Origin of the sequence: Dyadobacter sp. CY326, assembly GCF_021390515.1 — a bacterium.
Lineage (GTDB): Bacteria > Bacteroidota > Bacteroidia > Cytophagales > Spirosomataceae > Dyadobacter.
In genome coordinates this window covers 21,423-47,514 of sequence record NZ_JAJUXI010000005.1, presented here as the reverse complement: position 1 = coordinate 47,514, position 26,092 = coordinate 21,423, and the positions used below count along the sequence as shown (strand labels likewise).

At 41.2% G+C, this 26,092-nt stretch carries 22 protein-coding genes; 11 read left to right on the top strand and 11 right to left on the bottom strand.

The window, feature by feature from the left end; genetic code table 11:
- Nucleotides 1-189 precede the first annotated feature (189 nt).
- The 4 genes from LZG73_RS10825 to LZG73_RS10810 form a co-directional block, all read right to left on the bottom strand.
- A complete protein-coding gene (locus LZG73_RS10825) occupies nt 190-990 on the bottom strand; it encodes an SDR family oxidoreductase (RefSeq protein WP_233848725.1) in 801 nt (266 codons plus the stop codon).
- 51 nt (nt 991-1,041) lie between these two features.
- Nucleotides 1,042-1,596: a TetR/AcrR family transcriptional regulator gene (locus LZG73_RS10820; RefSeq protein WP_233848723.1), complete on the bottom strand. Its 555-nt coding sequence runs from the start codon at nt 1,594-1,596 to the stop codon at nt 1,042-1,044.
- 231 nt (nt 1,597-1,827) lie between these two features.
- The gene (locus LZG73_RS10815) at nt 1,828-2,259 is read right to left on the bottom strand and encodes an ATP-binding protein (protein WP_310588413.1); all 432 of its coding nucleotides are present in this window, start codon (nt 2,257-2,259) and stop codon (nt 1,828-1,830) included.
- Nucleotides 2,260-2,363: 104 nt separating this feature from the next.
- Complete coding sequence (locus tag LZG73_RS10810; protein WP_233848720.1) at nt 2,364-3,104, bottom strand: RsbRD N-terminal domain-containing protein; 741 nt, start codon at nt 3,102-3,104, stop codon at nt 2,364-2,366.
- Nucleotides 3,105-3,613: 509 nt separating this feature from the next.
- Here LZG73_RS10810 and LZG73_RS10805 point away from each other — a divergent pair.
- Together LZG73_RS10805 and LZG73_RS10800 are read left to right on the top strand one after the other, a co-directional pair.
- On the top strand, nt 3,614-6,022 hold the full coding sequence (locus LZG73_RS10805) for an outer membrane beta-barrel protein (RefSeq protein ID WP_233848718.1): 2,409 nt from the start codon (nt 3,614-3,616) through the stop codon (nt 6,020-6,022).
- A gap of 458 nt (nt 6,023-6,480) precedes the next feature.
- Nucleotides 6,481-7,644 (top strand): AraC family transcriptional regulator, encoded by a 1,164-nt coding sequence (locus tag LZG73_RS10800; RefSeq protein ID WP_233848716.1) that lies wholly within the window; start codon nt 6,481-6,483, stop codon nt 7,642-7,644.
- 555 nt (nt 7,645-8,199) lie between these two features.
- Here LZG73_RS10800 and LZG73_RS10795 read toward each other — a convergent pair.
- Both LZG73_RS10795 and LZG73_RS10790 read right to left on the bottom strand, forming a co-directional pair.
- Nucleotides 8,200-8,934, bottom strand: a complete 735-nt coding sequence (locus LZG73_RS10795; RefSeq protein WP_233848715.1) for an SDR family oxidoreductase — start codon at nt 8,932-8,934, stop codon at nt 8,200-8,202.
- A 69-nt stretch (nt 8,935-9,003) separates the two neighbouring features.
- Nucleotides 9,004-9,375, bottom strand: a complete 372-nt coding sequence (locus LZG73_RS10790) for an AraC family transcriptional regulator (RefSeq protein ID WP_233848713.1) — start codon at nt 9,373-9,375, stop codon at nt 9,004-9,006.
- Between the two features lie 335 nt (nt 9,376-9,710).
- Here LZG73_RS10790 and LZG73_RS10785 point away from each other — a divergent pair, with 335 nt between their 5' ends.
- Genes LZG73_RS10785 through LZG73_RS10775 form a run of 3 tightly spaced genes read left to right on the top strand, consistent with a single transcriptional unit; the run spans nt 9,711 to nt 11,689 of the window.
- Nucleotides 9,711-10,637, top strand: a complete 927-nt coding sequence (locus LZG73_RS10785; RefSeq protein WP_233848712.1) for an alpha/beta fold hydrolase — start codon at nt 9,711-9,713, stop codon at nt 10,635-10,637.
- Nucleotides 10,627-11,100 carry an RNA polymerase sigma factor gene (locus LZG73_RS10780; protein WP_233848711.1) on the top strand — a complete coding sequence of 158 codons (474 nt, stop codon included), beginning with the start codon at nt 10,627-10,629 and terminating at the stop codon, nt 11,098-11,100. Before LZG73_RS10785 ends, LZG73_RS10780 begins: the two co-directional genes overlap by 11 nt.
- Nucleotides 11,087-11,689, top strand: a complete 603-nt coding sequence (locus LZG73_RS10775; RefSeq protein ID WP_233848710.1) for a hypothetical protein — start codon at nt 11,087-11,089, stop codon at nt 11,687-11,689. The genes LZG73_RS10780 and LZG73_RS10775 overlap by 14 nt, the downstream gene beginning before the upstream one ends.
- 61 nt (nt 11,690-11,750) lie before the next feature.
- On the opposite strand, the gene LZG73_RS10770 is transcribed toward LZG73_RS10775, so the two are convergent.
- Nucleotides 11,751-12,134 (bottom strand): recombinase family protein, encoded by a 384-nt coding sequence (locus tag LZG73_RS10770; RefSeq protein WP_233848709.1) that lies wholly within the window; start codon nt 12,132-12,134, stop codon nt 11,751-11,753.
- Between the two features lie 741 nt (nt 12,135-12,875).
- Between LZG73_RS10770 and LZG73_RS10765 the strand changes: the two genes are divergently transcribed.
- The gene (locus tag LZG73_RS10765) at nt 12,876-13,295 is read left to right on the top strand and encodes a hypothetical protein (protein ID WP_233848707.1); all 420 of its coding nucleotides are present in this window, start codon (nt 12,876-12,878) and stop codon (nt 13,293-13,295) included.
- A 397-nt stretch (nt 13,296-13,692) separates the two neighbouring features.
- Here the strand turns inward: LZG73_RS10765 and LZG73_RS10760 are convergent, their stop codons facing one another.
- Nucleotides 13,693-16,377: an ABC transporter permease gene (locus LZG73_RS10760; protein WP_233848705.1), complete on the bottom strand. Its 2,685-nt coding sequence runs from the start codon at nt 16,375-16,377 to the stop codon at nt 13,693-13,695.
- Between the two features lie 2 nt (nt 16,378-16,379).
- The gene (locus LZG73_RS10755; protein WP_233848703.1) at nt 16,380-16,706 is read right to left on the bottom strand and encodes a helix-turn-helix transcriptional regulator; all 327 of its coding nucleotides are present in this window, start codon (nt 16,704-16,706) and stop codon (nt 16,380-16,382) included.
- 411 nt (nt 16,707-17,117) lie between these two features.
- Here LZG73_RS10755 and LZG73_RS10750 point away from each other — a divergent pair, with 411 nt between their 5' ends.
- Entirely contained in the window at nt 17,118-17,789 is a 672-nt protein-coding gene (locus LZG73_RS10750) for a hypothetical protein (protein ID WP_233848702.1), read from the top strand.
- A 144-nt stretch (nt 17,790-17,933) separates the two neighbouring features.
- On the top strand, nt 17,934-18,569 hold the full coding sequence (locus LZG73_RS10745) for an FISUMP domain-containing protein (RefSeq protein ID WP_233848700.1): 636 nt from the start codon (nt 17,934-17,936) through the stop codon (nt 18,567-18,569).
- A gap of 1,000 nt (nt 18,570-19,569) precedes the next feature.
- Here LZG73_RS10745 and LZG73_RS10740 read toward each other — a convergent pair.
- On the bottom strand, nt 19,570-20,544 hold the full coding sequence (locus LZG73_RS10740) for an OmpA family protein (RefSeq protein WP_233848698.1): 975 nt from the start codon (nt 20,542-20,544) through the stop codon (nt 19,570-19,572).
- 39 nt (nt 20,545-20,583) lie between these two features.
- Nucleotides 20,584-21,081 carry a hypothetical protein gene (locus LZG73_RS10735; RefSeq protein ID WP_233848696.1) on the bottom strand — a complete coding sequence of 166 codons (498 nt, stop codon included), beginning with the start codon at nt 21,079-21,081 and terminating at the stop codon, nt 20,584-20,586.
- An 857-nt stretch (nt 21,082-21,938) separates the two neighbouring features.
- Between LZG73_RS10735 and LZG73_RS10730 the strand changes: the two genes are divergently transcribed.
- From LZG73_RS10730 to LZG73_RS10720, 3 genes are all read left to right on the top strand, one after another.
- Complete coding sequence (locus tag LZG73_RS10730) at nt 21,939-22,322, top strand: BlaI/MecI/CopY family transcriptional regulator (protein WP_233848694.1); 384 nt, start codon at nt 21,939-21,941, stop codon at nt 22,320-22,322.
- Nucleotides 22,323-22,405: 83 nt separating this feature from the next.
- Entirely contained in the window at nt 22,406-23,449 is a 1,044-nt protein-coding gene (locus tag LZG73_RS10725) for a M56 family metallopeptidase (protein WP_233848693.1), read from the top strand.
- Between the two features lie 146 nt (nt 23,450-23,595).
- Nucleotides 23,596-26,028, top strand: a complete 2,433-nt coding sequence (locus LZG73_RS10720; protein WP_233848692.1) for an outer membrane beta-barrel family protein — start codon at nt 23,596-23,598, stop codon at nt 26,026-26,028.
- Nucleotides 26,029-26,092 lie beyond the last annotated feature (64 nt).

The window sequence follows — 26,092 nt, the reverse complement described above, 5'->3', positions numbered from 1 at the left end:
AAAAGTTCCATACGAGGTTGGTAGTTAATAAGGCGAAACTTACAAATTAAGCACAACCTACTTTGGAAAATGGATTGTAAATAAGCTCAGTTTTCCTTTATCCAAAATGACCGTGGCCGTTGCAGAACTGTTTTAAACGTTCAGCAATGGCCACGGTCGCTGTACACTGGTAATTTGTACATTACGGGATTACTTTTCTATTTGTTTTGCAATGATGCTATTAAACCATTTTAATGGTAAAAGCCACCTCATGAAGAAAACCAAGCGAGCCTGCGGCGTTCCAGCATAGCGTAATTTCTTCTCTCCATCGGTTGCGGCCTTATAGACGATTTTTGCAACAACATCTGCCGTTGGAGCATTCTTGTATCCATCCAGTGTCCCTTTTTGTGCGCTTCTAGAATAATTGTCATATACAGGATTGCTGATAAACTCGATGTTTTCAACAAATTCACTCTTCACACTTGCAGGCTCAATGTTTTTGATGACGATGCCAAACTGTCTTAGTTCAAATTGAAGTGATTCCATAAATCCCTCTATGGCCCACTTGCTGCTGTTATAAACAGAGTAAAGAGGAAAAGTAATGATGCCGCCAGATGACGTAGTATTCAAAACAATACCAGCATGATTTGTTCTAAAATGAGGTAGAATAGCTCTTGTTACATTCATAACACCAAAAACATTGGTTTCAAATTGTTTCCGGATCTGACTTTCCGTAACGGCCTCAAATGCTCCAGCTAACGCATAACCGGCATTATTGAAAAGGACATCAATCTTTCCAAATTTGCCGATAGCTTGTTGTACAGCACTTTCAATACTGGCTGGATTAGTCACGTCTAACTGAAGACAGGTAATATTAGTTTTTTGTACGAATGCAACATCCTGGACTGCATTTCGCATTGTGGCTATGACATTCCATCCTTTATCAGCAAAATATATCGCTGTAGCTCTTCCGATGCCCGTAGATGCTCCGGTAATTAGTAATGTATTCATTTTCTGTCTTGTTTAGAGTGAATATTCATTCCAATGTGTTAGCAAATTTTTTTAGCTCTTGATAGAATCCCAAGCCATTTGTATATGATTGACCACGATTGACCTGTCAGTACATTTCCCATTGGAAATAGCCCAACGCAAAAAACCCATCAAACCGCCATCTAAAAAGTGAAGGATTTCCTCTATGTCTATATTTTTAATTATCCCTTGCTGTTGTCCTTTGACCAAGATTTCAAGAAACGGCTGATAAACCCTTAAACCTTGCAGCTTGGTTTCGCTGGTCAAAATGGGAGAATTTTTTATCTGATCAATAAAATAAAAGCAGGCGGGGTTCTCAAGTAAGAAAGTGATGAAAGTTTCGGCGAACTGCAAAAACTGCGGCTTCACACCATCTTGTTGATTTGAAAGAGAAGCATGTTGAAGTTGTTTCTGTTTTATAAAAAGATAAATTTCATTGATCAGCTCTTCCTTGGTCGCAAAGTAATTATAGATCGTTCCCATTCCAGTCCCTGCTTCTTTCGCAATCGCAGACATGGGCGTAGCCTGAATGTCATTCTCGACAAACAACTTCATTCCGGCCTCTATGATTTGCAACCTCTTATCCATACACAAAGGTAAAAAATGGAATGTTCATTCCAAGATATACAGACGAAATTAGTTTTTAATAATCCGGTGGTTTTTCTGTACTCTTAAACCATTTGCTTTTCCGTCATTTTAGTTATGAATTTTAGAATTGTTTGGCACTGTTTAAAAAAGATATTTTGCACCAGCTGGTTCATTCAAACAGTGGTTTAAACAAAATATAAGAGATTAAGTAAAGCTACTTTGAACATGTAATCACTGGTGAGAAACGAACCTGATACGGACAAGGGGGCCTTGCCCTGGGCTACTTTCAATGTCCATACTGGCCCTTAATAATTCACAAAGTTTTTTGACGATGAACAACCCAAGACCTTCGCTTTCCTTCATTTGGGAAGCAAGGTTATTTTTGATGGATTCTGTTGAAGGTGGCTGATCCATCGGATACTCCGACTTCCCGCCCTTTCGATGGCTGCTGCCTTGCTGGCTTAAAGGTTTTAGTTGTTCAGCTAAAAGTCCTGAGGGGCTGCTTGCAGGGAAGCCCGGCCCGGTATCCTGAATGCTAAGTATCCAGCGAGTGTCATTTTCTTGTGCCCAGGAAATGTATATTCCTCCTTCGATAGTATGCTTGAGAGCATTCATCAATAGGTTTTGAAGGATTCGCTGAATCTTAACAGGGTCGCTCTTCACTTTAAGTTTTCAGGTCCTTCTCCACGTAAGTCAAGATTCTGATAATCCGCGAAAGGTCGTGCAGCCGCCATGCTTTTGCGCAGCAGATCTGCCACATCAAACTCTTAAATTTCCAGCGTTTCCTGCCCTACCTCAATGCGGGAAAAATTACTCAATTGTATAAGCATATCGCGAATTGAACCCAAATTTCTATTGAGCATTGCAAAAAGCTCCGTCCTTTCTTTCTCACTTCCCGGCAGTTCTAGTAGGTGGGAAACCCCAAACAATGTGCTAAAGCCGGAACGGAGGTCGTGGGTGGTTTCGCGCAAATGCTTGTTTCGCTTTTCTCCCAGCTCTTCTAGCTGATGCAATGCCATTCGGGTAGCATTGGCCTGCTCAGCAGCGTTAGTCTGACGTATTTCATCATAGTAAAGTACGCTGCCACGACTTGCTTCCTGAGAAACATGTAGCACATGTTGATAGACTTCTTCGAGCAAGTCAGCCGAAATATCATGCTCCTTGTGAACCTTGTTAATTGTCTGCATTAAGATATTGAACAGCATCTCTAACTCACCTAATAACTCAGGAAGTGAGTAACCCCGCTGCCACCGGTGAAGCCCATGTTCCTGTGCCACAATAACTACCTCTGATTCCTCTGGTAATTTTGCCAGGCGCTGACTTAATATATTTAAAATTGCGGGCACCTGGTCATTGAATTCTTCTCTGGAGAAACTGGTTTTACTTAACATAGCCAGGTTCTCTGCACAAGTTGAACGCCATTTATTTAGAATACTTTCCCGCTGCATATGTAAATGCTGGAGAATATCACTCATTTGTTTCTCCGTCTTAGAAGATGCCTTTGCCATAGTTCTCGGTTTCTTTACACATGCTGTTTTATTGATGCTACGCGATGTCATCTGTAAATAACAGCATAGAAGTGAATTTTTTGATGACACAAAGAGAACCCATTCTTATTAATAGTGTGCCAAATTCTGATGCTAATAAAAGTTTGATAGTCACCTGAAGTCCATTTTGAAGCAAGGAACGGTAATATATTGGGATGAATGCAACAATTGCATTGCCCTCTATTGCAAAACGAAAAATCATGAGATCTCCTTGTTTTATCGGATAACCCCTAAATATCAAAACATGGCACAAAGGGGGAAAAGAACTTTAATTGGGCCTAAAAGCAGCTTCATGATAAAATAGGTCTTCTTAACTGCCTACAAGACTTTCTCAGTTGCTGACTCCACCCTAACCTCTTCAAAAGGTATCAAATTGTAATTTGAGGCGTCTCAAATCAAAAATGAAGCGCATTGGTACTTCCATTCCCACAATTTTGGGTCATTAACAACCGCTAATCGACCTACCAATTATGGCACGCTTTACAACTTTACTATTTTTCTTTTTTACTGCACTTTCATTAAATGCCCAATCCATCAGCGGCAGTGTCATCAATGAAGCAAAGCGTCCGGCTTCTTTTTCAGTAGTTAAACTTTTTACAGCGACAGATTCAAGCTTGGTGAAAGCAGCGATCGCCAATGAAGCCGGGCAATATGAATTTACTGGCATCAGCACAGGCAGCTATTATGTCAAAGCTTCGCTAGTTGGTATGCTTGATCGGAATAGCTTAACAGTAACCCTGCATGCCCGGCAGTCGGTCAGGCTTGATCCGCTGGTGATGATGCAGGCACAGCAGGTATTAAATGAAGTGGTTGTCAAAGCGCAAAAACCTACCATCGAACAGCAGGTTGACAAGACGGTATTAAATGTGGCCGCTGACCAGGTCGCCCAAGGAAAGTCGGCCTATGAGTTATTACAGCAAGCGCCAGGCGTGATGATCGATCCAAACGATAACATTCACATGGGCGGCAAGCAGGGCGTGAATGTATTCATCGATGGCAAGCCAACTAACCTGTCTTCAACAGATCTTGCAGGCCTGCTCCGCGCCACTGCTGCCAGCAACATTGATAAAATTGAATTGATTTCAAATCCCTCTGCACGGTTCGATGCTCAGGGTGGGGCTGGCGTGATCAATATCCGGCTCCGTCGGAATAAAAATGATGGCATGAATGGAAATATCTCTGGCGGTTACGGACAAAGTAATCACTACCGCGCCAATCTTGCACTTGACCTGAATTACAGGTCAAAACGTTTAAGCCTATACGGTAATGTTTCAGGAAGTGATAATTATCAGATCACCAAAGTGCTGCTTGACCGGAATGCCAGTGGCCTGCAATTCGTGCAACGTGGCTTTGACACAGATGGGACGCGCGCGGTTGTATACAAGACGGGGATCGAATATTCTTTAAGCACAAAGCAAACCCTCGGACTGGTTGTAGCGGGCAATGCGGCTTTCAACCGGTTTGGTACTAATTCCGGCACGAGCATCATAAACAGCAAGGGGCAGGTGGATTCCAGCATTGTAAACCGGGTCTTTAACCCAAATCAGAATAACCGGGTCAATGTGGCCTTGAATTACCGATATGCCGATACGCTCGGACTGGAGCTGAATGCAGATGCGGACTTTACGCATTTCAATAATGATTCTCCCAGCAATATTGTAAGCAATTATATTAGTGGCGATGGGCAGCACTGGTTCAATCGGCAAATACGTTTTGAAGCCAACACCGGCATCCGGATCAGTACTATGCGTGCTGATGTTGTAAAGGAATGGAAGAAAAAACACGTAAAGTTAGAAACCGGCTTTAAACATATCAATGTAGCTACCACCAACGATCTATTGGCTTTCTCAGGAGCCGACGACCAACTGGATGTGAATCGTACAAACCGGTTTACTTATCGCGAAATTGTCAGCGCAGCTTATGCATCACTAAACCATTCAAATGGGAAATGGTCCATGCAAGCCGGTGTTCGTGCTGAAAGAACTGCGGTACAAGGCCGTTCGGTAGACAGGTCGAGCCGTATCATTGATCGCCCGGATACTACCTATTTTAATTTGTTTCCTACCGGCTATATTCAATACCAGATCTCAGGAAATGGCCAGCTCGGGTTCAATTATGGCAGAAGGATTGGTCGGCCCAGCTACCAGGACCTGAACCCGTTTATCTACCAGATTGATCCTTACACTAGTCAGCGTGGCAACCCTTTTCTGATGCCTTCCTATACGCAGAATGCAGAACTCAGGTACACCCATAAATGGGCAACGACAATTAAGTTATCTTACGGGCACACGAGTGGATTTTCAACCGATGTGATGCAGCAACAAGGGCTGATCGCATACCAAACTGTCGCAAACGTGGGCCAGGTAAACGCTCTGAACCTTTCACTAAGCATGCCTTATGAATTAACGAAATGGTGGAGCGCTTACCTTTACGGGGCAGCAACATGGAACCGTTTTCAGGGCAACTTCTCAGCTAATGAAGCATTCGACCAGCAGGCGTTTGCCTTTGAAAGCTACGTGCAAAATACTTTTACTATCTCCAAGTCGTGGCAAGCACAATTATCGGGTTTCTGGAATGCTCCGACCACCCAAACCGTCTACCGCATCGGCAGCTTGGGCGCATTGAATTTAAGCATTGAACGGAAAATTTTAAAAGGACAGGGTAAGATCGCATTGAATGTTGATGATCTCTTTAATACGATGCGTTGGCGGCAATCTGCAGCCTTCGAGTCGCAACGATTCAACATTGATCGCAAATGGGAAAGCCGCCGTGTTTCAATAAGGTTTGCTTACCGATTTGGACGAAGTGAGATAAAGGGTGCCCGCGAGCCGCGCACAGACACAGATGCAAGCCGGATCAGGACAAAAGGGAATATGTAATTCATGTTCGAGGGTCGGTCAGCTTTGTACTCGTAACCTTTGTGTCAGCAGCTAATAAAGAACACTAATCCAATGCTCAAATGAATCGCTACCTAATTTTATTGATAACTGAACTTGTATTTCTATCAGGCCTATCTAATGCTCACCAAAGATTTTTAAACCAGGTGCAGCGGGCTGACCATAGAGCGCTTATCACGTTTACTATTCGAAATAACAGATTGCACCAAACCGAGCAAATCTTAGGCTTTCTCAGGCCTGAAAAGGGTTATCCGATGGTTTTACGACGGTATAAGTTTGGGCCTTACAGTAGCTTAACGTTCACCTATCCAGTCGGAACAAAGGTTGAATGTATCCAGGAGTTTGATTTACATGGCCGGCCAAGGGGGGTACGATTACTAACTGTATTGGAACTTACAGACCAGGGCCGGACTCTTAAATTATTTTAGTAATATTAACCGATGAGCTTTTACTTTAATGTCTACTCGGCAGTCCTCTTGTTTGGCTTTTTACAGGGCTGGATATATGCCTTGCTCTTATGGATTCGCGGCCAACGGGATGGACGCCTGTCTGATTATTTGCTGGGCTGGGTACTAGTTGCCCTTTGTTTTAACATTTGGGTTTATATGTTGGGTTTTGGTGGTATTGAGATTCTTTGGCAAAGACTTAATTTCTTCCCGCGAACCCTAAGTTTCTTGCTTCCTCCCCTTTACTACTTTTATCTGCGCAGCCAGTTTGATACTGGTTTCAGGTTCAAATGGCAGGATTTAGCCCATCTTGCACCCTTCTTAATTGAGGCAACTTATCACCTTACTATATTTGCTGGCGGACCTTCCTTTGTTAATTATTGGGAGAAAACATTTCATGGGCCCTGGCATCTGGATGATTTGTTGTTTGCCGGCAATACCACGCAGCATGTAATTTACCTTTATTGGTCATTTCGGCTTTACCATCATTATCGATCCTGGGTTAAAACACAATTCTCAAACGTTGAACCGGTAAGCTTCCGTTGGTTTCGAAATTTTCTCATAGCCCTGTTGCTGCTGGTCTCAATCGACTTTACTGTAACCGTGGTGGATCTTTGGTTGAACCTGAGTTTTTGGCAAGACTGGTGGAATAATCTGGCAGGTGTAATCCTGATCTACTACGTAAGTATTGCTGGATACGCACAGCGCCAACCGGGTCGCCAACTTACCTTTTCGGATTCAGGGTCTGCCAATCCAGCTTCAACCCCTGATGAAGTCCGAAAAAAAACACCCGCCACGGCAAATTTGGATCATGACAGGATTTATCAACAAGTACTAAATCTGATGGACACTGAAAAGCCTTACCTGAACCCGGATTTATCACTTCCTGACCTGGCCAGGCAAATGAAGATGAACGCCCCAGCACTATCGCTGGCAATAAACGGTGGCAGCAGCAATAATTTCAACGATTTTGTGAACACTTACCGGGTTATCGAATTTAAGCAACAGGCGCTTCTACCGGGCAATGCGCATTTAAGCTTGTTGGGAATTGCCCTAGAATGCGGTTTTAACTCAAAAGCAACATTTAACCGTGCATTCAAAAAGCTAGAAAATCAATCTCCTGGTGAATTTGTAGCTTCGCGAAAATTAGACCAATGATTTGTTATCCATACGAATCTTTAATATCAATTTAAAGTGGGTAAATAGTGCGGTGCAAGTACAATCCACATCCCACTATGATTTACGATTTTATACCCGCTTAGAGCTATCTAAAAAAGCGGTGGTTAAACCGTAATCTAGCGATTCCAGCTAATTTTTATGAGCGCCACTCAACGCCTGATAAAGTTCAATGTACTGTGAAGCATATGTCTTAATCTATAGTTTGGATATCACCCTGTCTTTTATATGATGTTCAAAACTGCTTGGAGTAATAGATGGAAGCTTGGAAATGTTGTTTTTTATAGGCTCACTCACTTACCTGTCTATTTGGTTGTTACCTTTTGCCGGTTCTTTTAAAGTCTTAAAGCCTGTTTCACTGCTAGGACATTAATCCAAGCTAGCAAAACAGGCACATGATTCATTTTATACAGAATAGAATTAATTACTCTTGTAAGCCGCTCATGACGCAACAGCTTATTAATCAATGCCGGCTACCAGTATGCAAGAACTTTGACATTTCTAACATTTATATCATAAATGAGTGCCTAATTAATCTCACACTTTGTATTCCGGGTTCATTTTGGCAAAGGTAGCTGCAAGTGTCTCGGGTGTTGCTTTCAGCATAGCTTCGCTAAAACCGAAGGTAAGTTCATTCTTGCCTTCTTTGAGTTGTGCAAAAATTGCTTCAACAAAATCACCAACAGAGGGGCTTCCGTCATGAATTCCTTTGCCCCCCAGATCTGTATTGAGTGCTGGCGGAATTATTTCAATTACCTCCATGCCTTTTGGTTGCAATAAGTAACGCAAAGACAGTGTAAATGAGCGGAAGAAAGCCTTCGTTGCGCAATATACCGGCACCTTTGCTAACTGTACAAACGCTAACCCCGAGGTTACATTCATAATAGTTTTAAGATTTGGCAATTTGATAAGCAAAGAAATCAAATGCAGCGGAGCAACAATGTTGGTTTCAATTTCACCGCTTGCTTTTGTGTAAAAATCTTCGTCATCAATGCCCATCCAATTTTGAACGCCCGCATTATTGACCAAAACGTTCACGTCAATGTGCTCGGCAGCGAGCCATTCATACAAAGCGATTCGCTCGGCTTCTGCTGAAAGGTCACAAACCCGGGAGATGACCTGAGGGTGCTTATCAGTTACTTCTTTTAATACTTCGGCGCGACGGCCGCAAATGATCACAGTGTTGTTTTCCAGCAAAAAACGCTCGGTTAAGCCCAAGCCGATGCCGCTTGCACCACCTGTAATCAAAATCTTATTACTTGATAATTCCATTTGTTCTGTTGGTTTTTTACAAACGTACAGGAATCATGGAATGTGCTTTTTGTCTTAGTTTCAGAATTTTTACCCTGCTGATTTCAAGCTCGCTTGACTTCTTTTATAACTGCTTGGAGTTTGACCAACATATTTTTTGAAGAACTTCGTAAAACTTGGTGCGTCATAAGTGAGCCTATGTGCAATTTGTGTAATGGTCATATCTGCTGACTCCAACAATTCTTTGGCAACCAACGCCAATTTGCCTTCGCAATGATCGCAAGGAGCTTTGCCGGTTACCTGTTTAACCGTATTACTTAGGTGGACAGGATGTATGCAAAGAATGCTAGCAAAGTCATGAATCTCATAAAATACATCCGTTTTCCCGGAAGCGATATCTGCAATATGTTTGTCCAGCTCGTGTAAAAAGTTGGTCGTAATTTCCTCAGGTCTCAACATCATTTCAAATATTCAAGAACTTTTTCATGGGTTACAATTCAAAGCACAATCTACAAAAAGAATTGAGCCTACGGTGGTTTAAATGAACTATAATAATTCCAACAGTGGCAACCAATATTTGTGAGTTTTAACAATATTTTGCTATGTTTCTTGATGATCTATTGCGCCATCTTTGACTTAGCAGACGAACAGAGGTCCTGATATTCTTCAGTTGGGTCACAAGCCTTGATTTTTTTCGCTCATGATGAGCAAGCCGTTTTACGTTAAAAAACTTTTGATGAATGCGTAACATTTCGGCGGTAGTTGTATCTAACGATTAACACATCAGTATTTTAAAGATGAAAAAATTATTGATTACCGCCTTTTTTCTAATCTTTCTATTGAAAACATTAGTGGCACAAGATCTATATGTAAGGACTTTTGGAAACAACACTGGTAAGCCTGTTATCTTTCTCCACGGCGGCCCGGGTTACAATGCGGCAGCCTTTGAAATCTCAACAGCAAAACCGCTTTCAGAAAAGGGCTACTTTGTGATTGTTTACGATAGAAGGGGTGAAGGCCGTTCTGCCAAGGCAACAAATGCAGCTTATACATTTCAGCAAACCTTCGATGACCTAACCGATTTGATGGCGAAATATAATATTCAAAAAGCAACTTTGATTGGCCATAGTTTTGGAGGTTTAGTAGGAACGCTTTTCACAGAAAAGTATCCCAGCAGAGTGCAAGAACTAATACTTGCCTCTGTGCCAGTGGTGATGCAGGAAACTTTTAGAACTATACTGGTTTCATCTAAAAAAATATACGAGGCAAGAAGGGACACATCTAACCTTCACTATATCAATTTGATCGAGAAGATGGACACTGCGTCGATCGAATATAGTACGTACCTTTTCATGCACGCGATGCAAAATGGATTCTACTCGACCAAAACCCCAAATGAAACGGCCATTTTTTTATATTCGGCTGCTAAGAAAGACAGTTTGTATCCATATCTAAGTCAGATGTCCAGAGAGGCCACAATAGGGTATTGGCAAAAAGAGCGTTATACTACTCTTAACATTAGCGAACAGATCAAAAACATTCGAATTAGGGGTATTAGAATTATCGGGATATATGGAAAGGAAGATGGTCTGTATTCCCCAATACAGGTTATGCAGTTGGAGAATCTGATTGGAAACCAGAATGTGTATTATCTTGACAACTGCTCTCACAACGTATTCATCGATAGACAAGATCAATTTATTTCCTTGATAAATGAGCTTTGATCAGTTATATAAGGAATACTGGAATAAGGTATTTCGTGTCTGCATGGGATATGTGAATGACCGCGATTGGGCAAAAGACATTTCGCAAGAAACATTTCTTACTGTCTTGCAGCAGTTGCCAAACTTTCGGAACGAATCCCTGATCGGTACTTGGATTTTTAGGATTGCAGCCAATCACTGTTTGCGACAGTTAGAGAAGCGTAATCGGTTTCCAAACGAGGACTTTCCACCCGAAATTGCTGACGTGCCAGATCATCCACCAGACATCAATGTTGGTTTGCTTTACCAATATATTGCCGAGTTACCGGAAGTAGACCGGCTAATAATCTCGATGGAGTTGGAAGAGATTGCACAAGCAGAGATTGCACGTGTCGTGGGTCTAACCGATACCAATGTACGTGTAAGGATTCACAGGATAAAAGAAAAACTATCCGCTAAATTTATATCTTATGGACAGCGATAACTTCAGGGAACTTTGGAACAAACAAATTGCAACTCCCGCACCATCAAAATCCGAATTGCTTAAAAGAGCAGTTAAACTTAAAAACGAAAACCGAAATCGGGTACTGTTAAGCTGGATATTGTTGATAGCGACGGCAGCTACGATACTATTCATGGTTAAAAGCAGTAAACCGGAATCATTAACTACAAAGATAGGTATAGGGCTAATTTTTTTATCGATCGTGTTTTACCTAGTTGCTTCAGCAGACTTTCTACGCCTATTGATAAAAGATGCAAATCGAACATTAAATGTTTCAGCCTATCTTAACTTATTACTTATCATTAAAGAAAGACAGTTAAGGATCGGAACAGTCGTAATGACCTGGTATTTCATATTACTTTCATGTGGATTGCTTATATATATATATGAATTTGCCATCAGAATGCCTCGGATCAGCGGTGTAGCAGTTTTTGCAGCAACCGGTCTCTGGATACTTATAAATTGGTTTTATTTAAAACCGATGATGGTCAAAAAGCAGCAAACCAAGCTTATTGAAATGATTGATAGCTTGGAAAAACTTAGTAGGCAATTACCTGCATCGAACAAGTAATTTTCTTCCTTAATCTTCAGATTGGTATTGAAAACCCATTCTAAGCGCCTATTTTGTACAATTATGCAGCTTTTCTGTACCTTTTAACACCGTTCTTCTTAATCCAGTTAGATAGCGTCGCCTCTGTGATTCGGTAACGGTCTGCAATGTTCTTTTGACTTGAACCGCTGAGCAGCAATGCCTCTATGTCAGGCTTGAACTGATCAAGCTTACTTTTACCAGGGCCGGTGGGCCGACCAAGCTTTATCCCGGACAGTTTCTTAGCCGCAAGTGACTCTTTAGTCCTCTTGCTGATTAGGTCTCTTTCAATTTCTGATGCCATGGCAAAAACCATCGCCATGACTTTACTCTGGATTGAGTCATCGAGTTGCCACGCACCTTTCACGGTATAGATCCGGATACCTTTTTGCATGGCGATGGAAATGATCTCCATTACTTCAACCATGGATCTTCCAAGTGGGGAAATTCACTAAGTAAAATGACATCTCCTTTTTTTAGCTCATCAAGGATTGGACCGATTTTACGGTTACGCCAGGAAACTTTTCCGGATACCTTTTCCTGGACAAACTCGACTTTTCCTTAATTTTTCTCATTGGCCAGTTGCAGTATGTCGGCTTTATTCTTTTCCAGATCTTGATCCAGGGTTGAGACACGTAAATAGGCAATATTTCGACGCATTTTTGATCGATTAGACGAAAACCTATTATCGGATTTATTTTATAATAATAACAGTGTAATATCAAAGCCTTTTTACTAAATTATCCTTACCATTTATATGAACGTTTATTTTATAATAAATTATACAATAGTGGCACCGTGCAAGCAACGCACGGCACAGCCAAGGATTCGGGCAGTTACTGGATTTGACATAGCGCTGCGAGAAAGCTTTTGACCGAACGTTTGGTTATGAATATGAGCTATAAGAAACGTTCCAATACCGGAAAGTGATGCTCAATGGGACTGCTATGCAGCGGGCCGATCTGATTGTGGCCGAGCGAAGCCACCAGAAAAAACAACCCAGGGAGCAGAGCCAAGCCCTGTTTTCTGATTAATCTGCACCTTAGGTAAATTGTGTTCTACTTATTCAACAGCGAACATTTTAATACTTAATTATTTATGCGCTCTGGCATATGACACGACAATTTAATGTTGATATTTTTGTCACCATTAGAAACTAGAAAAAACCATGAAAAACAATCTACAATCTGCATCTTGGATGCTCTGCTTAGTCATTTGCATAATTTTATCAGGCTGCTCAGTTCAGGATCATGTCATTCCAGAAATGCTTGAAATAGGGACGGAAACTGTCGCATACAATGACGGTTGGGACTTTAAAGTTCGGGCTGATAAGTTAGGAGACTTACCGGTAACTGAACATGGAATATTGCATCTGGTATTTTTCCGAGCAGAAAATGATCATGACTATGTGCCAAGAATTGAGCATGGAACTAAGATAAAATTTAATGGTCCCGTTGTTTTAGGTGCAAATACGTATAGGTATACAGGTGATGCTTTTGCAGGCCGTTACTTTTTTTACTACCGTGCATATGCAGTTAAAAATGATGGTTCGGTTGTGTACGGTGAAATTCGCAACTTCAATTTCTAACGAATTGTTTTCTGCGACTGTATTGCAAGCAGTCGCAGAAACCCTCCGTATACCGATAATAGATGACCAATCAACTACTACATTTTTAGTTATAGATAAGTTATCTCAATTGACCATCTTAAATTGCTATGTCGCGTGTCTTCAACTTTAACTGGGTTTGTAAGACGTGTTACAGAGGTATGCAAAGACAAAATCGTTTCAAAAATATCGTGGTTAAACTGGACTGTTAAAGACATAGTGAGTTACTTGATTCTATTTAGGAAAAGGCCACATTTGTTCATTTAACTGTCTTCAGAGAACGTTATATCGAACTTGCCAAGTCACTGTTTTCTGTTAACACTGGCCTTTCATGGATACACTAAATGGTGTTTTGTATGTAAGAAATTGATTAGAAACATTATTCAGAACGGAGCGCTTTTACCGGATCAATAAGTGCTGCTTTTATTGCCTGATAGCTAACGGTTAAGATTGTAAGTGTGAGCGCGGCTAATCCTGATCCGCCAAAAATCCACCAGGGAATATTGGAACGATAATGATACTTTGCCAACAACTGGGACAGGAAGTAATAGCTTACCGGTATTGCAATGACAATGGCAATCAAAGTTAGGTACACAAAGTCCTTCGAAATCAATTTCCATACACTTGCAATGGAAGCGCCCAGAACTTTGCGTATCCCGATTTCACTTCGCCTTTGCTCGGCAGTAAAGGCGGCCAAACCGAATATGCCCAGACATGATATACAAATGGCCACCACAGCAAAAAGAAAACTCAATTTACCCACACGGTTTTCAACCTTGAACTTTGTATCATATTGCTGGTTAGCAAGCTGGAAATCCAACAAAGTGCCAGGTACATGTTGATCAAATAGAGGACGTATTTTTGCAAAAGCACTGGCTACACTTACGCCAGGAGTTAATTTAATATATAAGTAATTAGGTGCATAGGTCATAAAATAGATGGTCTGCTTCACAGGTTCGTATGGCGACTGCATGATCATATCTTGCACCACGCCTACAATATGGTATTCCGAATCATTGAACGTGCCGTCTTTCCACCTGATTGTTTTGCCAACCGGATTGTCAAGCCCCATATATTTAACAGCAGACTGATTGATAATGATGGCGGATGAATCAGAAACAAAGTCGGTCGAAAAGTCTCTCCCCTGAGTGATCCGCCAGCCAACCGTTTCACCATAGCGATGTGAAGCTGCGATCACTGCAAAGTCGTCCTGGTCACTGGCCGACTTTCCCTGCCAGGAAAATCCTCTAGAATTAGATAGTATATCGGTCACGGGACCTGAGGATTGTGCTACCGATGCGATCATGCCGGATTGTAGCAAGTCATTCTTTAGTGCTTCTAAGGATTTGGTAGCAGGCGGAATCTTAACATACATTAGTCCATTCCGGTCGTAACCTGTTGCCCTGTTTTGCCCAAATTGAATCTGGCGAAATACCCCTACGGTACCAATGATTAGCGAAATGGAGATTGTAAATTGTAATACGACAAGTATTTTTCTTGGCAGAGAAGAAACCCTCGCAGTGCTTGCCGAGCCAGATTTCAGGATATTAACTGGTTTGAAAGAGGACAGGTAGAGCGCGGGATAGCCCCCGGCAACAAGGCTTACCAAAACACAGAATGCTGCACCGATAAATAACAGGTGTATGTTGAATGCAGCTCCATTTGTCAAAAGAGAGCCGATTTTCTTATCAGCAATTGCATTGAACTGGGGTAGGGTCAATTGTACTAACAGCAACGCAACCAGCATGGAAAACGCAACCATTAGAAATGACTCAGCAATGAACTGGACTATAAGTTGGCCACGCTTTGAGCCGATGGCTTTTCGAACGCCGACTTCCTTTGCCCGCTGCCCCGAGCGGGCTGTGCTCAGGTTAATAAAATTAATGCAGGCCAGGAGTAAAATAAAAATCGCTATGGCAGCAAATAATTTGACATAATAGATCTGACCCTCGGTATTCCGGCCGTTTTCCCAAGTAGAATACAAGTGCCATTTGTCTATCGAATGCAGGGATAATGTCGGTATCGGGTCTGCATGCTTTCTCTCCTCAATGTGTCTGCGTAAAATATCTTTTATCTTTTCAGATGCCCTATCAATAGAACTGTTTTGCCTTGTCTGAACGAGAATTTCGAATGTATTTACATTCCAGTTATCTTTCAGATCATTGACCCAGTGCATCCTTTTGCCTGATGCAAACAACTTCCAGGGTGCTATAAACGATAAGTCATAGTAGTCTGAATTTTGAGGAAAATCTTTATAAACGCCAGCTACCATTCCCTCCAGTTCATTATCAATCTTCAAAATCTGACCAATTGGCTGACGTGTGCCAAAAATTGATAATGCGGCAGATTCTGATAGCAATAAATGGGAGGGATTTGTTAGGGCCGTGTTGCTTCCTTTAAGCATTTCAAGAGGAAGAATCTTTGCGCCATCGGGCTCCATGAACCGGCCCTTTTTTCTGAATTTGTTTTCGCCCGAGAGTAAGCTGTAGTCCTGTGTATCCCATGAGATCGCTACGTTTTGAAAATCCGCCGAAAAGTTTTCTCGGAGCTCGGCAGCTAAGGGAAATGGCATATTTGGCGAACTGACGATGCTGCCTTTTTGAGCGGAATGTAACATGACACGTCCTACATATTCATGGTTTTTACTGGATTTATTGAACATCCACTCATCCCAAACCCATAAAGAAATAAGCATGGTTATGGTCAATCCCAATGACAGCCCTAAAACGTTGATTAGCGTGTAGCCTTTGTTTTTTCCAAAGCTTCTGAAAGCAATTTTAAAGTAATTTTTGATCGTATCCGGATTGACAAAATACGGTGTGGGGTACGTGGCCGGTTCGCTCAGTGCATTTATCTTGCGTTTAAGAAAATAAGGCCGTGAGAATTTTAGCACTTGTATAAGGTACCGTCTTCGGGCGACAGCCTCTCCAAGTGCAGATGCATCAATTGTAAACTGTTCGTGTAAATCACCTATGATTTCTTCGTGCTGCTCCGAAGGGCATGTCCATTTCAAAAAGTAATTAGCCCAGTTGGGAGGGGTAGGCTCTGAAAGATGCTCGGCCATGATCAGGAGATAAATGGTAAAGGGATTGATTCCCAGAGTTGATTTCTAAGCTCACGCATATCCGATAACATGTGCTTGCCAAGCGTAGTAACGGAAAATATGCGCTTTCGCCTCCCGCCACGGGCTGCTGTGGGACTACCTAACTCCGAACTGACAAAAGCTTTTTCTTCTAACCTATATAAAGCTACGTGGACTCCGCTGAGGCTTACAGGTCTTTCGGTTCGCCGGTTCAGTTCAGCTGCAATGGTTACCCCATACGCGTCTGAATCAAGCACTGCGACCGTCAGCAGAACGAGCTCCTCAAACTCTCCCAAATAAGCTCTTGCCATTTAACCTTTGCTTGAAGATTTATATCATTGTTGTTTGTTAAACAAATATAGTGCCATGTTACTTGCAGCTTGCTAAGGGCGATTTCTAACAGCTTTTATGTTCACTATCGAACGTTACTTGTACGTTTTTGGCTTTTTATAAAGTCACTGAGCCGCATAATATTACACAGCTACGCATATTTAATGACTTTGTCTTTTGAACGTTATGCTTGTCAAAAATCAGTCTTTATTGCAGGTGAATCAAGATCATTTTGCCTGCGGTACTAGGTAACTGTTGACAGTTCCAGATCTGCATTGCGCCTAACGATAAAATTTTTATCTACAATAGAGTATACAAGGCTTAAACGTGCATCTATTGTTTGATAGTCAAGAACTTATGCAAACAATAACAAGCTTATGATAAATGTTCTAATGTCCCTTTTGTTATTTGGATCACTAAGATATCCTGCTCCAACAAATGTGCCTAACAGTGTCGATAGTGTATTTCATGCTTTTAGGTTTGAAAACTTCAGAGAAAGTGTCATTTACTTTCGAAATAAAACGTCTCGTAAAGTATTAGTGAATTATCACTTAGGATACGGTAAATTACAGTTTATAAATGGTCATGGTGACACACTTCTGCTCACTAATAAGTATTTGATAGATCGTATAATAGTAAGTGGATGCGAGTTTATACTTGCTCCCAAAGATGAAGATTATGACCTAGAAATTGTATCTGCTTTCTCACAGGGTAGAATTGGCATGATCACCAAGTATGTTGATAATACCAATCCGGCATCTACTTCGTCCCAAAAATATTTAGACAACCCATCTTCTTCAATACCTACCTCTCTCTATATTTCTAATGCCAACAGTGAATTTCACTGGCAAAACACTGTCTTACCATTGAAGCGCCGTTTGAAAACAACATATCATTTCGTCGATTCTAACGGTATTATTTCATTAGTTTCACGAAAAAGCCTTTTTAAGCTTTATGCTAAAAAAAATAAGGATATAAAAAGATATCTGAGATCCACTGCCATAGACTTTTCAAATTTACTTGATATTCAAAGGGTTGTTTCATACTTAGATGCAGATAACTAAACAGTAGCAACACGTTACAATATTGGTTTTCGCAAATAAACCAACAGCGTTATTTGTTGGCAATAAAAATTATCCTGATGATCCGCTGAAAAAATCCTGCAATGCTTGTTCAAATTTTTCCTGAACCTTTAATCTGAAACAACAATGATGAAACAATACATCTTTACCGTGCTTGCTGCCTTGTTTTTGACACAAGTAGGAATTGCCCAATCTACCGGCACCTTCACTGACTCGCGCGATGGTCAAACGTATAAAACGATGAGCTTTAAGGAAGACTCAACCGGCAAAACCGTCACTTGGTTGGCACAAAACCTGAACTATAAAGTGGAAGGCAGCTATGCTTATGATGATAATGAAAATAATCGGAAGGAGCTGGGCTTGCTTTACACCTGGGAGGCAGCGAAAAAAGCCTGCCCCGGCGGCTGGCATTTAGCGACGGATAGCGAATGGGCTATTCTTGTGAATCATTTTGGCGGCAAGGACAGCGCCGGTGAAGCGTTAAAAAGCACCAAAGGCTGGAATAAGGACGGTAACGGTACAAATAGCAGCGGGTTCGACGCGCCAGCAGGAGGTCACCGGAAACCTGATGGCAGTTATTTTGCCCAAGGTGTTTTAGGTATCTTTTGGACGTCCACACTTATTAATTCGGTTGATAAAGCCTGGGAATGGAACTTTCACTATGGCGGTCCTCCCAATAGCAATAAACAAAATTTAAAAAAAGCGTTCCGTTGGGATGCTCAAGTTTCTGTCGGATTCTCAGTTCGCTTGGTCCGGAATTAAGGCAAGCCATTAGCTTTTTGCAACGACTATGTCGAATTACGACACTTTCCTGAATATCACTCAAAAACACTTTCCTTTATTTACGCCATCTCATAGGCACATAGAAAGGAAAGCAAAGTATAAATACGAGCCAGCTTAAGATCTTGTTTTTCATGGTTCTACATCTAACGATTTATAAATGATCCTGCGCCCGTTGGTTATACCAAATAACCGGAAAGGGTAGAATATGATTATGCGTATCCAGCGAAGTAGCTTTTTCATAGCCATGTAGTTTTCTAAAAGAAAGATACTGAGAATCAACCACTATTCCAACCTTGTCCCAACTGCTATGTAGTTGCCATTCAGTGAGACACCGATTACTTTCCCATTGGTTCCGGATCGGCAGCTGCACCGGGTGAATCGCTTCATCTTTTGCCTTCTGGCTTAGCCCTCCATGGCAGTTTTACCGACGCGGACCCAAACCGCATTGCAGTATTTTGCCTTGTCCTGGATTTCTTGTCCCTTCAATTGCCAGTCGTAAAGCCTATATCAGGGCAATTTAATTTTAAAATTTCGTGCAAAAGAGTCCTTAAGTTTACATCGGAGATCTGATTCTAGGCCCATCAGGTATGTAATAAAACGAACAAATTTTTACACAGTCTACAATAATCCCAATCTCTTTATGCACAGTCAGGTTCAATTAACCGCAGTTTAAACGTAATCTAACCGAGAGGTTAATGGCAGTTTACAGCTTATAGTCAAGTCTTCAGGTTAAATATACTTTTAATCTTATACGTTAAAATGTACTGCCAATTCAATATGTTATATGAGGGTCTTATTGTTTTGGACGAATGTAATACCCTTTAATTGTGGGCATGAGCAAGACACCGGTGCAAACAGAGCGTTTCAGTAAGCTGTATCTTGACCGACAATATTTAAACAAATATGATAAATTTTGTTATTATTCAAGTTTAACTAGATAGTATCGATCAATGTCATTTAATTGATTTTACAGATTTGATTACTCTGGAAATACTTCGATAACTACTCTTCTATTTTTTTCAAGTGCACTTTCCGAAGCTAAATTCTCTGACCCAAGCCATTTTTTGTTAATTTTGGATTCCTTTATTCCTTTATCTTTTAGATACTTTGCAGCTATCCTGGCTCTATATTCCGACAATGTTAAATTTTTTGCCCTCTCTCCGACGTTATCGGTGTAACCAGTTACTGAAATTGTGTAACTTCGAATTGGTTTAACTATATCGATAATCGAATCCAGTATCATAATTGATGAATCATTTAGTTTGTATTTGGTTTGATCAAAATAGAGAATTTTGGTCATCGGAAATTCATTATGTACTTTTTCATCAGACGACATTATCTCCGATTGTATATTATCAATCAACAGTAAATTCAATCCTTTGCTGACAGTAATTCGCTTTTTCATGATAATTTCATCAGATGAGGAGGTGACTAATAAATCTATCGATGGTGATTTCTCTGTAACCCCCATAAAAGCGCCTCTATGTCCTCTATCTATCATTTCCTTAGGAATATCTACAATACATTCTTCCTTCGCCAGCCGAACAGTATAATTTTTTAAGACGGATTTGGCAGCACCCAAGTATAAGGCGTCTTCAATTGGCACTATGATGGAGTCTGATAGGGACGTCGGCAAGTCAAATAAAAATTCGACCTCGGACGTAGCCTGTCCAATAAATCGAACTGGAAGCTTAATTTGATGAAATCCAGCGGATTCAAAAACAAGGAAATTAGAACTAAGTGGCACTTTTACTCTATAAACTCCCGCCTTGTTACTCATTCCTAAATGCTGTTTTCTTCCATCTATGATCGAATAAACATCAGTGTTAATATTCGGTCCCTTATTATAATCGAAGCACGCCCCTTTTAGAATAATGTAGTTGATATTATTCTGTTTACAATTCCCATAATTAAGAAATGTTACAAGTGTTATTAAGGTAATTATATATTTCATTTTTCGATCGTTTAGTAGATGTAAGTTAAGTGTAAGGACTTAATGGCTGTCTAACAGGAAGATATAAGAAATTGTAAAGTTAGGTTTGAATGCTCCTTCCAGAGCGACATTAAACCGGGAAGCTTCAAGGCCTGGTTCAAAATCTGCAAGCCAGTATTCCCCCCCTGATAGTTGAAGGAGTCGCGCTTCCACAAGCCATTTTCTATTAAGTGAATCTGCCAGACCCAGATTTGCTGCTACCGAATATTTATAATTTGAAAGATCAACACCTGTCGTACTCGCGAAAGTCCCGAATCCTTCAAGATAAGGGATCAGTTTAGTAGCAGACCAATATTTTTTAACAAATGGACACAGGCCAATCATGGTTTCATCAATTTTCCAAACGAAAGATTTTGGATCTACAATGTCATTGCCAAATTTAATCTTCAGTTGTTTGCTCTGTTCATATTTGATATCAAATCCCTCAGTCTGCACAGTGGCCACTGATTCAGGATCTAACTTCTTGTAAGCTCCCAGTGTTGTTAACGCTAGAAACATTACATCAGTTGTTTCCTAGCAATCTAGGTTTTTTTATGAAATATAGATAGCTTTTTGAATAATATTTATAATAAATAGTAATTTTCTAAAAAACCATTTTTGCTTTCGAAATCTGTGATTTTGGCTCAGAACTGTCGGTTTTTTGAACAATCCTTGCGTAGTTGAATCGTTATGATAAGTAACCTTTCGATCTATCTGATTCTCAAATTTTCTGAATGAATATGTGGCAGTGGTTCACCATTACAATATCGGGATGACCCGGGGTTGTCGGAAATACTACATATAAGGCGAGTGTAGTAAGGTAGCGCTTAGTTAGAATCCGGTCCTATAAACAGAAGAAACTTCGGTCTTCAAAGTACATGTTCATTAGATTTTGGATGGCCAGAAGTGAGCTAGGGTCCGCGGTTCTATTTCCCATTTTATCGACATACGAAGAAATGGGTGGTTTTCCGTACTCTTCGACCCTTGGACCGTCCTGAATATTGGTACCAATATCGGGGAAATTTAATTCTGAATTTTTTTTGCATAATAGTCCTGAGGTTTACGTCGGAGATCTGATTCCCGGCCCATCAGGTATGTATTAAAACGAACGGATTTTTACACAATCTAGTAATCATCCCAATCTGTATGCACAGCCGGGTTCATTCAAACCGTCGTATTTCCGACTCCATCGAAAGCAACATATTGTAAATCTGCGGATATGGAAGTTTCCGTTGTAAAGAACCAGGCGCTTCGTCAAAACAAATTCCTAGTCTTAAAGCTTTTGAAAGGTCTTATATATATTCGTCTTTATTTTAGTTCAGGGTTGCATGTTAGGTAACTAATTTTTTAGTTTGTATTCAAATAATTATGCACGAATGGGAGCAAAGGATCTTACCAAAGCAGAAGAGCAACTGATGCAGGCGTTATGGAAGATGCAAAGAGCCTTCATTAGGGAGATTATTGATCAAATGCCGGAACCTAAGCCTGTACATAGCTCCGTATCAACGATTATGCGTGTCCTGGAAACGAAGGGGCTTGTAGGCTATGATGCATTTGGTAAAAGTCACCGTTATTATCCTCTGATCTCGAGGGAAGAATATAAGCGTTTTCAGCTGATGAAATTAATGGGTAACTATTTTGATAACTCGGCACAAAAACTGTTTTCCTTTTTCATAGATGAGCAAAAAATCCCGGAAGAAGATGTCAAGGAAATAAATAAAATGCTTCTCACATTGAAAGATCAACAATCCGGAAAATGATAGTTTACTTTATCTCAGTTCATATTTGTCTCATCGCGGGCTTCGGATTTTACAATGTTTTTCTGGAAAAACAGACGTATTTCATGCTTAATAGGATCTTTTTGCTGGGTCTTGCGGCACTTTCATTCTGCATCCCGGCGATTCCCGTCAATCCGCATTTACCTGTCTCTATTCCCCTGGATCTGGAGATCCGTGGTGAGACGCTATCGCAAGTTGCTCCGCAAATGTGGAATGATCACATCACTTACTGGCTAAAATGGACCTATTTTGCGGGCGTTTTTTTCAAACTTGGCTGGCTAATAATCAGATTGCTGTATATCAGAAACAAAATTAAGAAACCTGCGCATAATGCTGCATTCTCATTTTTTAAATACAAAGTAATTGATCGCAACGCAGCGAATTTTGAGATGATCGATTACCACGAAGATGTGCATATCAGGCAGTGGCACAGCCTAGATATTTTGTTTTTTGAAATAGTGGCCATCGTCGCCTGGTTTAATCCGGTTGTTTATTTCTACCAGCGAAGCATCAAAAGGACGCACGAGTTTCTGGCAGATCGCGAAACAGTAAGGCATTTCGGCAATTACTACCAATATGCATCGCTGATCCTGAACAGGTCGTTGCAATACTCACCTGAGATGACCAATGCTTTTAGTGATAAACATTTACTTAAACAACGGATCGCAATGCTGGGAAGGAACAACGCTTCCAAGGCAAATCTTGCGAAATATGTCTTCCTAATCCCTGTTCTGCTTTGTCTTACATCATTTTCTGCTTTGTACAAAAATCCTGCGGCAACTGCCGAAATGGGCCAAAAAGGCTCTGTTGCTCCGGCCTTCCCCGGCGGCCTGCATGCTTTTCTGGGTTATCTGAGTAAGGAGGTAAGCCAATCGGACATATTCAAAGCGCACCACGACCAGGGAAAGGTGTTAGTAAGCTTCGTTGTCGATACCGATGGCAATGTAGTATCGCCCCAGATAATGGACAGCCCGAACGCAAATTTAAACAGCGAGGCTATCAGGATCATCCGCAACTCACCCAGATGGTCGCCCGGCCTACAAGATGGACAGCTGGTGCGTGTGCGGTATGAAATTAAACTTGGCTACCAATTGTCGTCAACTAATTGATTGACAGGATACACTAGCGGAATTGGGAAAGGTAGAATTACTGCAACTAAATAATAAGCCATGGTAACTTATAAAATAGTTTATTAACTAAAATATAAGTTATACATTTGTTCTGATTAGAAATTTTCAGTTCAAACAGCTTTGCCATGAAAAAATTTGCGGGTTATATCAGCTTCTTAGTGCTGCTATTGTTTTTCGACTTTTTACCAAGATTTTCGATTGCCCAGGAAATGGTTGATACCCATGTTTCCGGTGTGATCCTGGACGAAAAACAACAGCCGCTTCCATTTGCGGCGATCATTTTGAAAGCTATACATGATTCCACAGTTACCAAAACGGCACTGAGTGAAATTGACGGAAAGTTTATACTCCTTAATGTTCCAACGGGCGTTTTTATACTTGAAATAACAATGCTAGGCTACGAAACATACAGAAAGCAAATTGAATCTGTTGCCGTTGCCAGAGCTAATGAGCTGGGGAATATCCAACTGAAACCCGCGACTAAGAATCTGTCAGCTGTTACTATAACAGGACAAAAACCATTTATCGAGCAACGTGCCGACAAAATTGTAATTAACCTGAGCGATCAGTTTACTGGTGGTTCTTCTCTGATGGAAGTAATGGACCGGCTGCCGGGCATACAGGTTAACCCTGACAATATGGTCTATTTGAATGGTCGAAATGTACGTATATACATTGACGGTAAACCAACTCCACTCTCCGCCGATGCGCTGGCAGGCTTACTTCGGGGTATGTCGGCCACATCCATTGAAAGGGTGGAGCTGATTGCTCGTCCGTCCTCCAAATACGATGCTTCTGCGAGTGGAGGCATCATCAATATTGTCAGGAAAAGAGGCAGCAGGGAAGGGCTCAGAGGCAATGTCTACGGTGGTGGGGGATTTGGGCGATATGCCAAATACACCGGCGGATTTAATCTCAATTTTAAAACATGCAAGTACAATCTGCTACTGAATACGGACTACAATTTCAATAAATATTTTGTCGATAATTACATTTTGGCAACCACGTCCGGAGAGTCTGGCATAATTTCCGGTGGCACCGAATCAATGATCAAAAGTGTCCGTCAAATGAACAATATTACACCCAATATTGGCCTGGACCTTTATTTAACAAAGAAAACAACCTTGTCATTCGCAGTTATGAATGCACTGCAATTGTTTAAAAAGAATGCTTTTTCTGAGATGATGAACCTTGATGAAAAAAGCTTGGCCGGCAATTTTGATAACCGTGTCAAAACAAAAATGAACAACTTTTCCTCCGGCCTGCATTTGCTCCATCAAATGGATACTCTGGGCAAAGAACTAACCGTCGATCTGGATTATTACCGGAATGCCAACTATTCCGACCAGCATAATACCGAGCGGATATTTAGTCAGGGTCGTGATGAGCTAAGACGCACCTTCTTTGATCAGAATAATGCATTTGACGTTTATTCGGCCAAAGCCGACTTGACCCTTCCGCTCAAACACAAAGCGCAGATGGAATCCGGGTTCAAGTCTAGCTACGTGGAGACATATAACCGAAACGTGCTCTATGACATTAATGGAAGCAAGTTGATACCCAATGACTCACAAAGTGACCTTTACCGCTATTCGGAAAGCATTCATGCATTATATACTACATTTCATCAGGAGCTGAAAAAATTATCCTACCAGCTCGGTTTACGGGCAGAAGGTACGTGGAACAGCGGCCGGCAATTGCAGTCAAACCAGCGGTTCAGCCAGAATTATATTCAACTGTTTCCTACGGTATTTTTTGATTACAAATTCACTGACAAGCATAGTTTTATTTTCAGTTTTGACAAAAAGACAAACCGGCCGACCTACGAGAATATGAACCCGCTGCTCCGGATTGTCAATGCAAACAATTTTGTACAAGGAAATCCTAACCTGCGGCCTGTTTCATCCTATAACGGTTCGGCTACGCTGGCCTACCGCACCGCACTTTTTGTAACTGCCAACTTCGGGATCGATTTTCGCGACTTTACCTATTTTGCTTTTCAGAACCAGAGCGGGGACAGCACGGTGACCAGACCGGTCAATAATCGCTACACACAAACTGTTAGCCTGATTACAGCTTATAATCGTCAGATCAAGCCTTGGTGGTACACAAGCACGAATATCAATTTGCGAAAGTTATCCTATCAGTTGGTGGATGATCATGTAAATATAACGGGCATTACAAACTTCAATTTTGACACTTACAACAGCTTTTCACTTACTAAACAGTTATCCTGGCTGATTCTCTTTCGCTACCGTGGAAAATCACAGGAACGTAACATTAAAACCGACGCTTATTTTACATTAACATCCGGCTTACGGCAATCCTTGTTAAAAAAACGGGCAACCGTCTCGCTGAACGTGACAGACATCTTCAGTACTTTTAAAAACAGGTATTTACAACAATCGCTGGCACTCCGGCAGGTTTGGGAAAACAGGTACGAAACGACGACCCTGCGATTAAACTTCACCTATAACTTCGGCGGGCAAATAAACAAAGTCAAAAAGAGCGACTCCGCTGCGGATGAAAGACGTAGAAGTGATACCAAGGAGAACTGATATCCGATGTTTGTGAACATTTGTAATAGTGCATTCAGGAAAGTAAGCTAAGCACTACTAATCG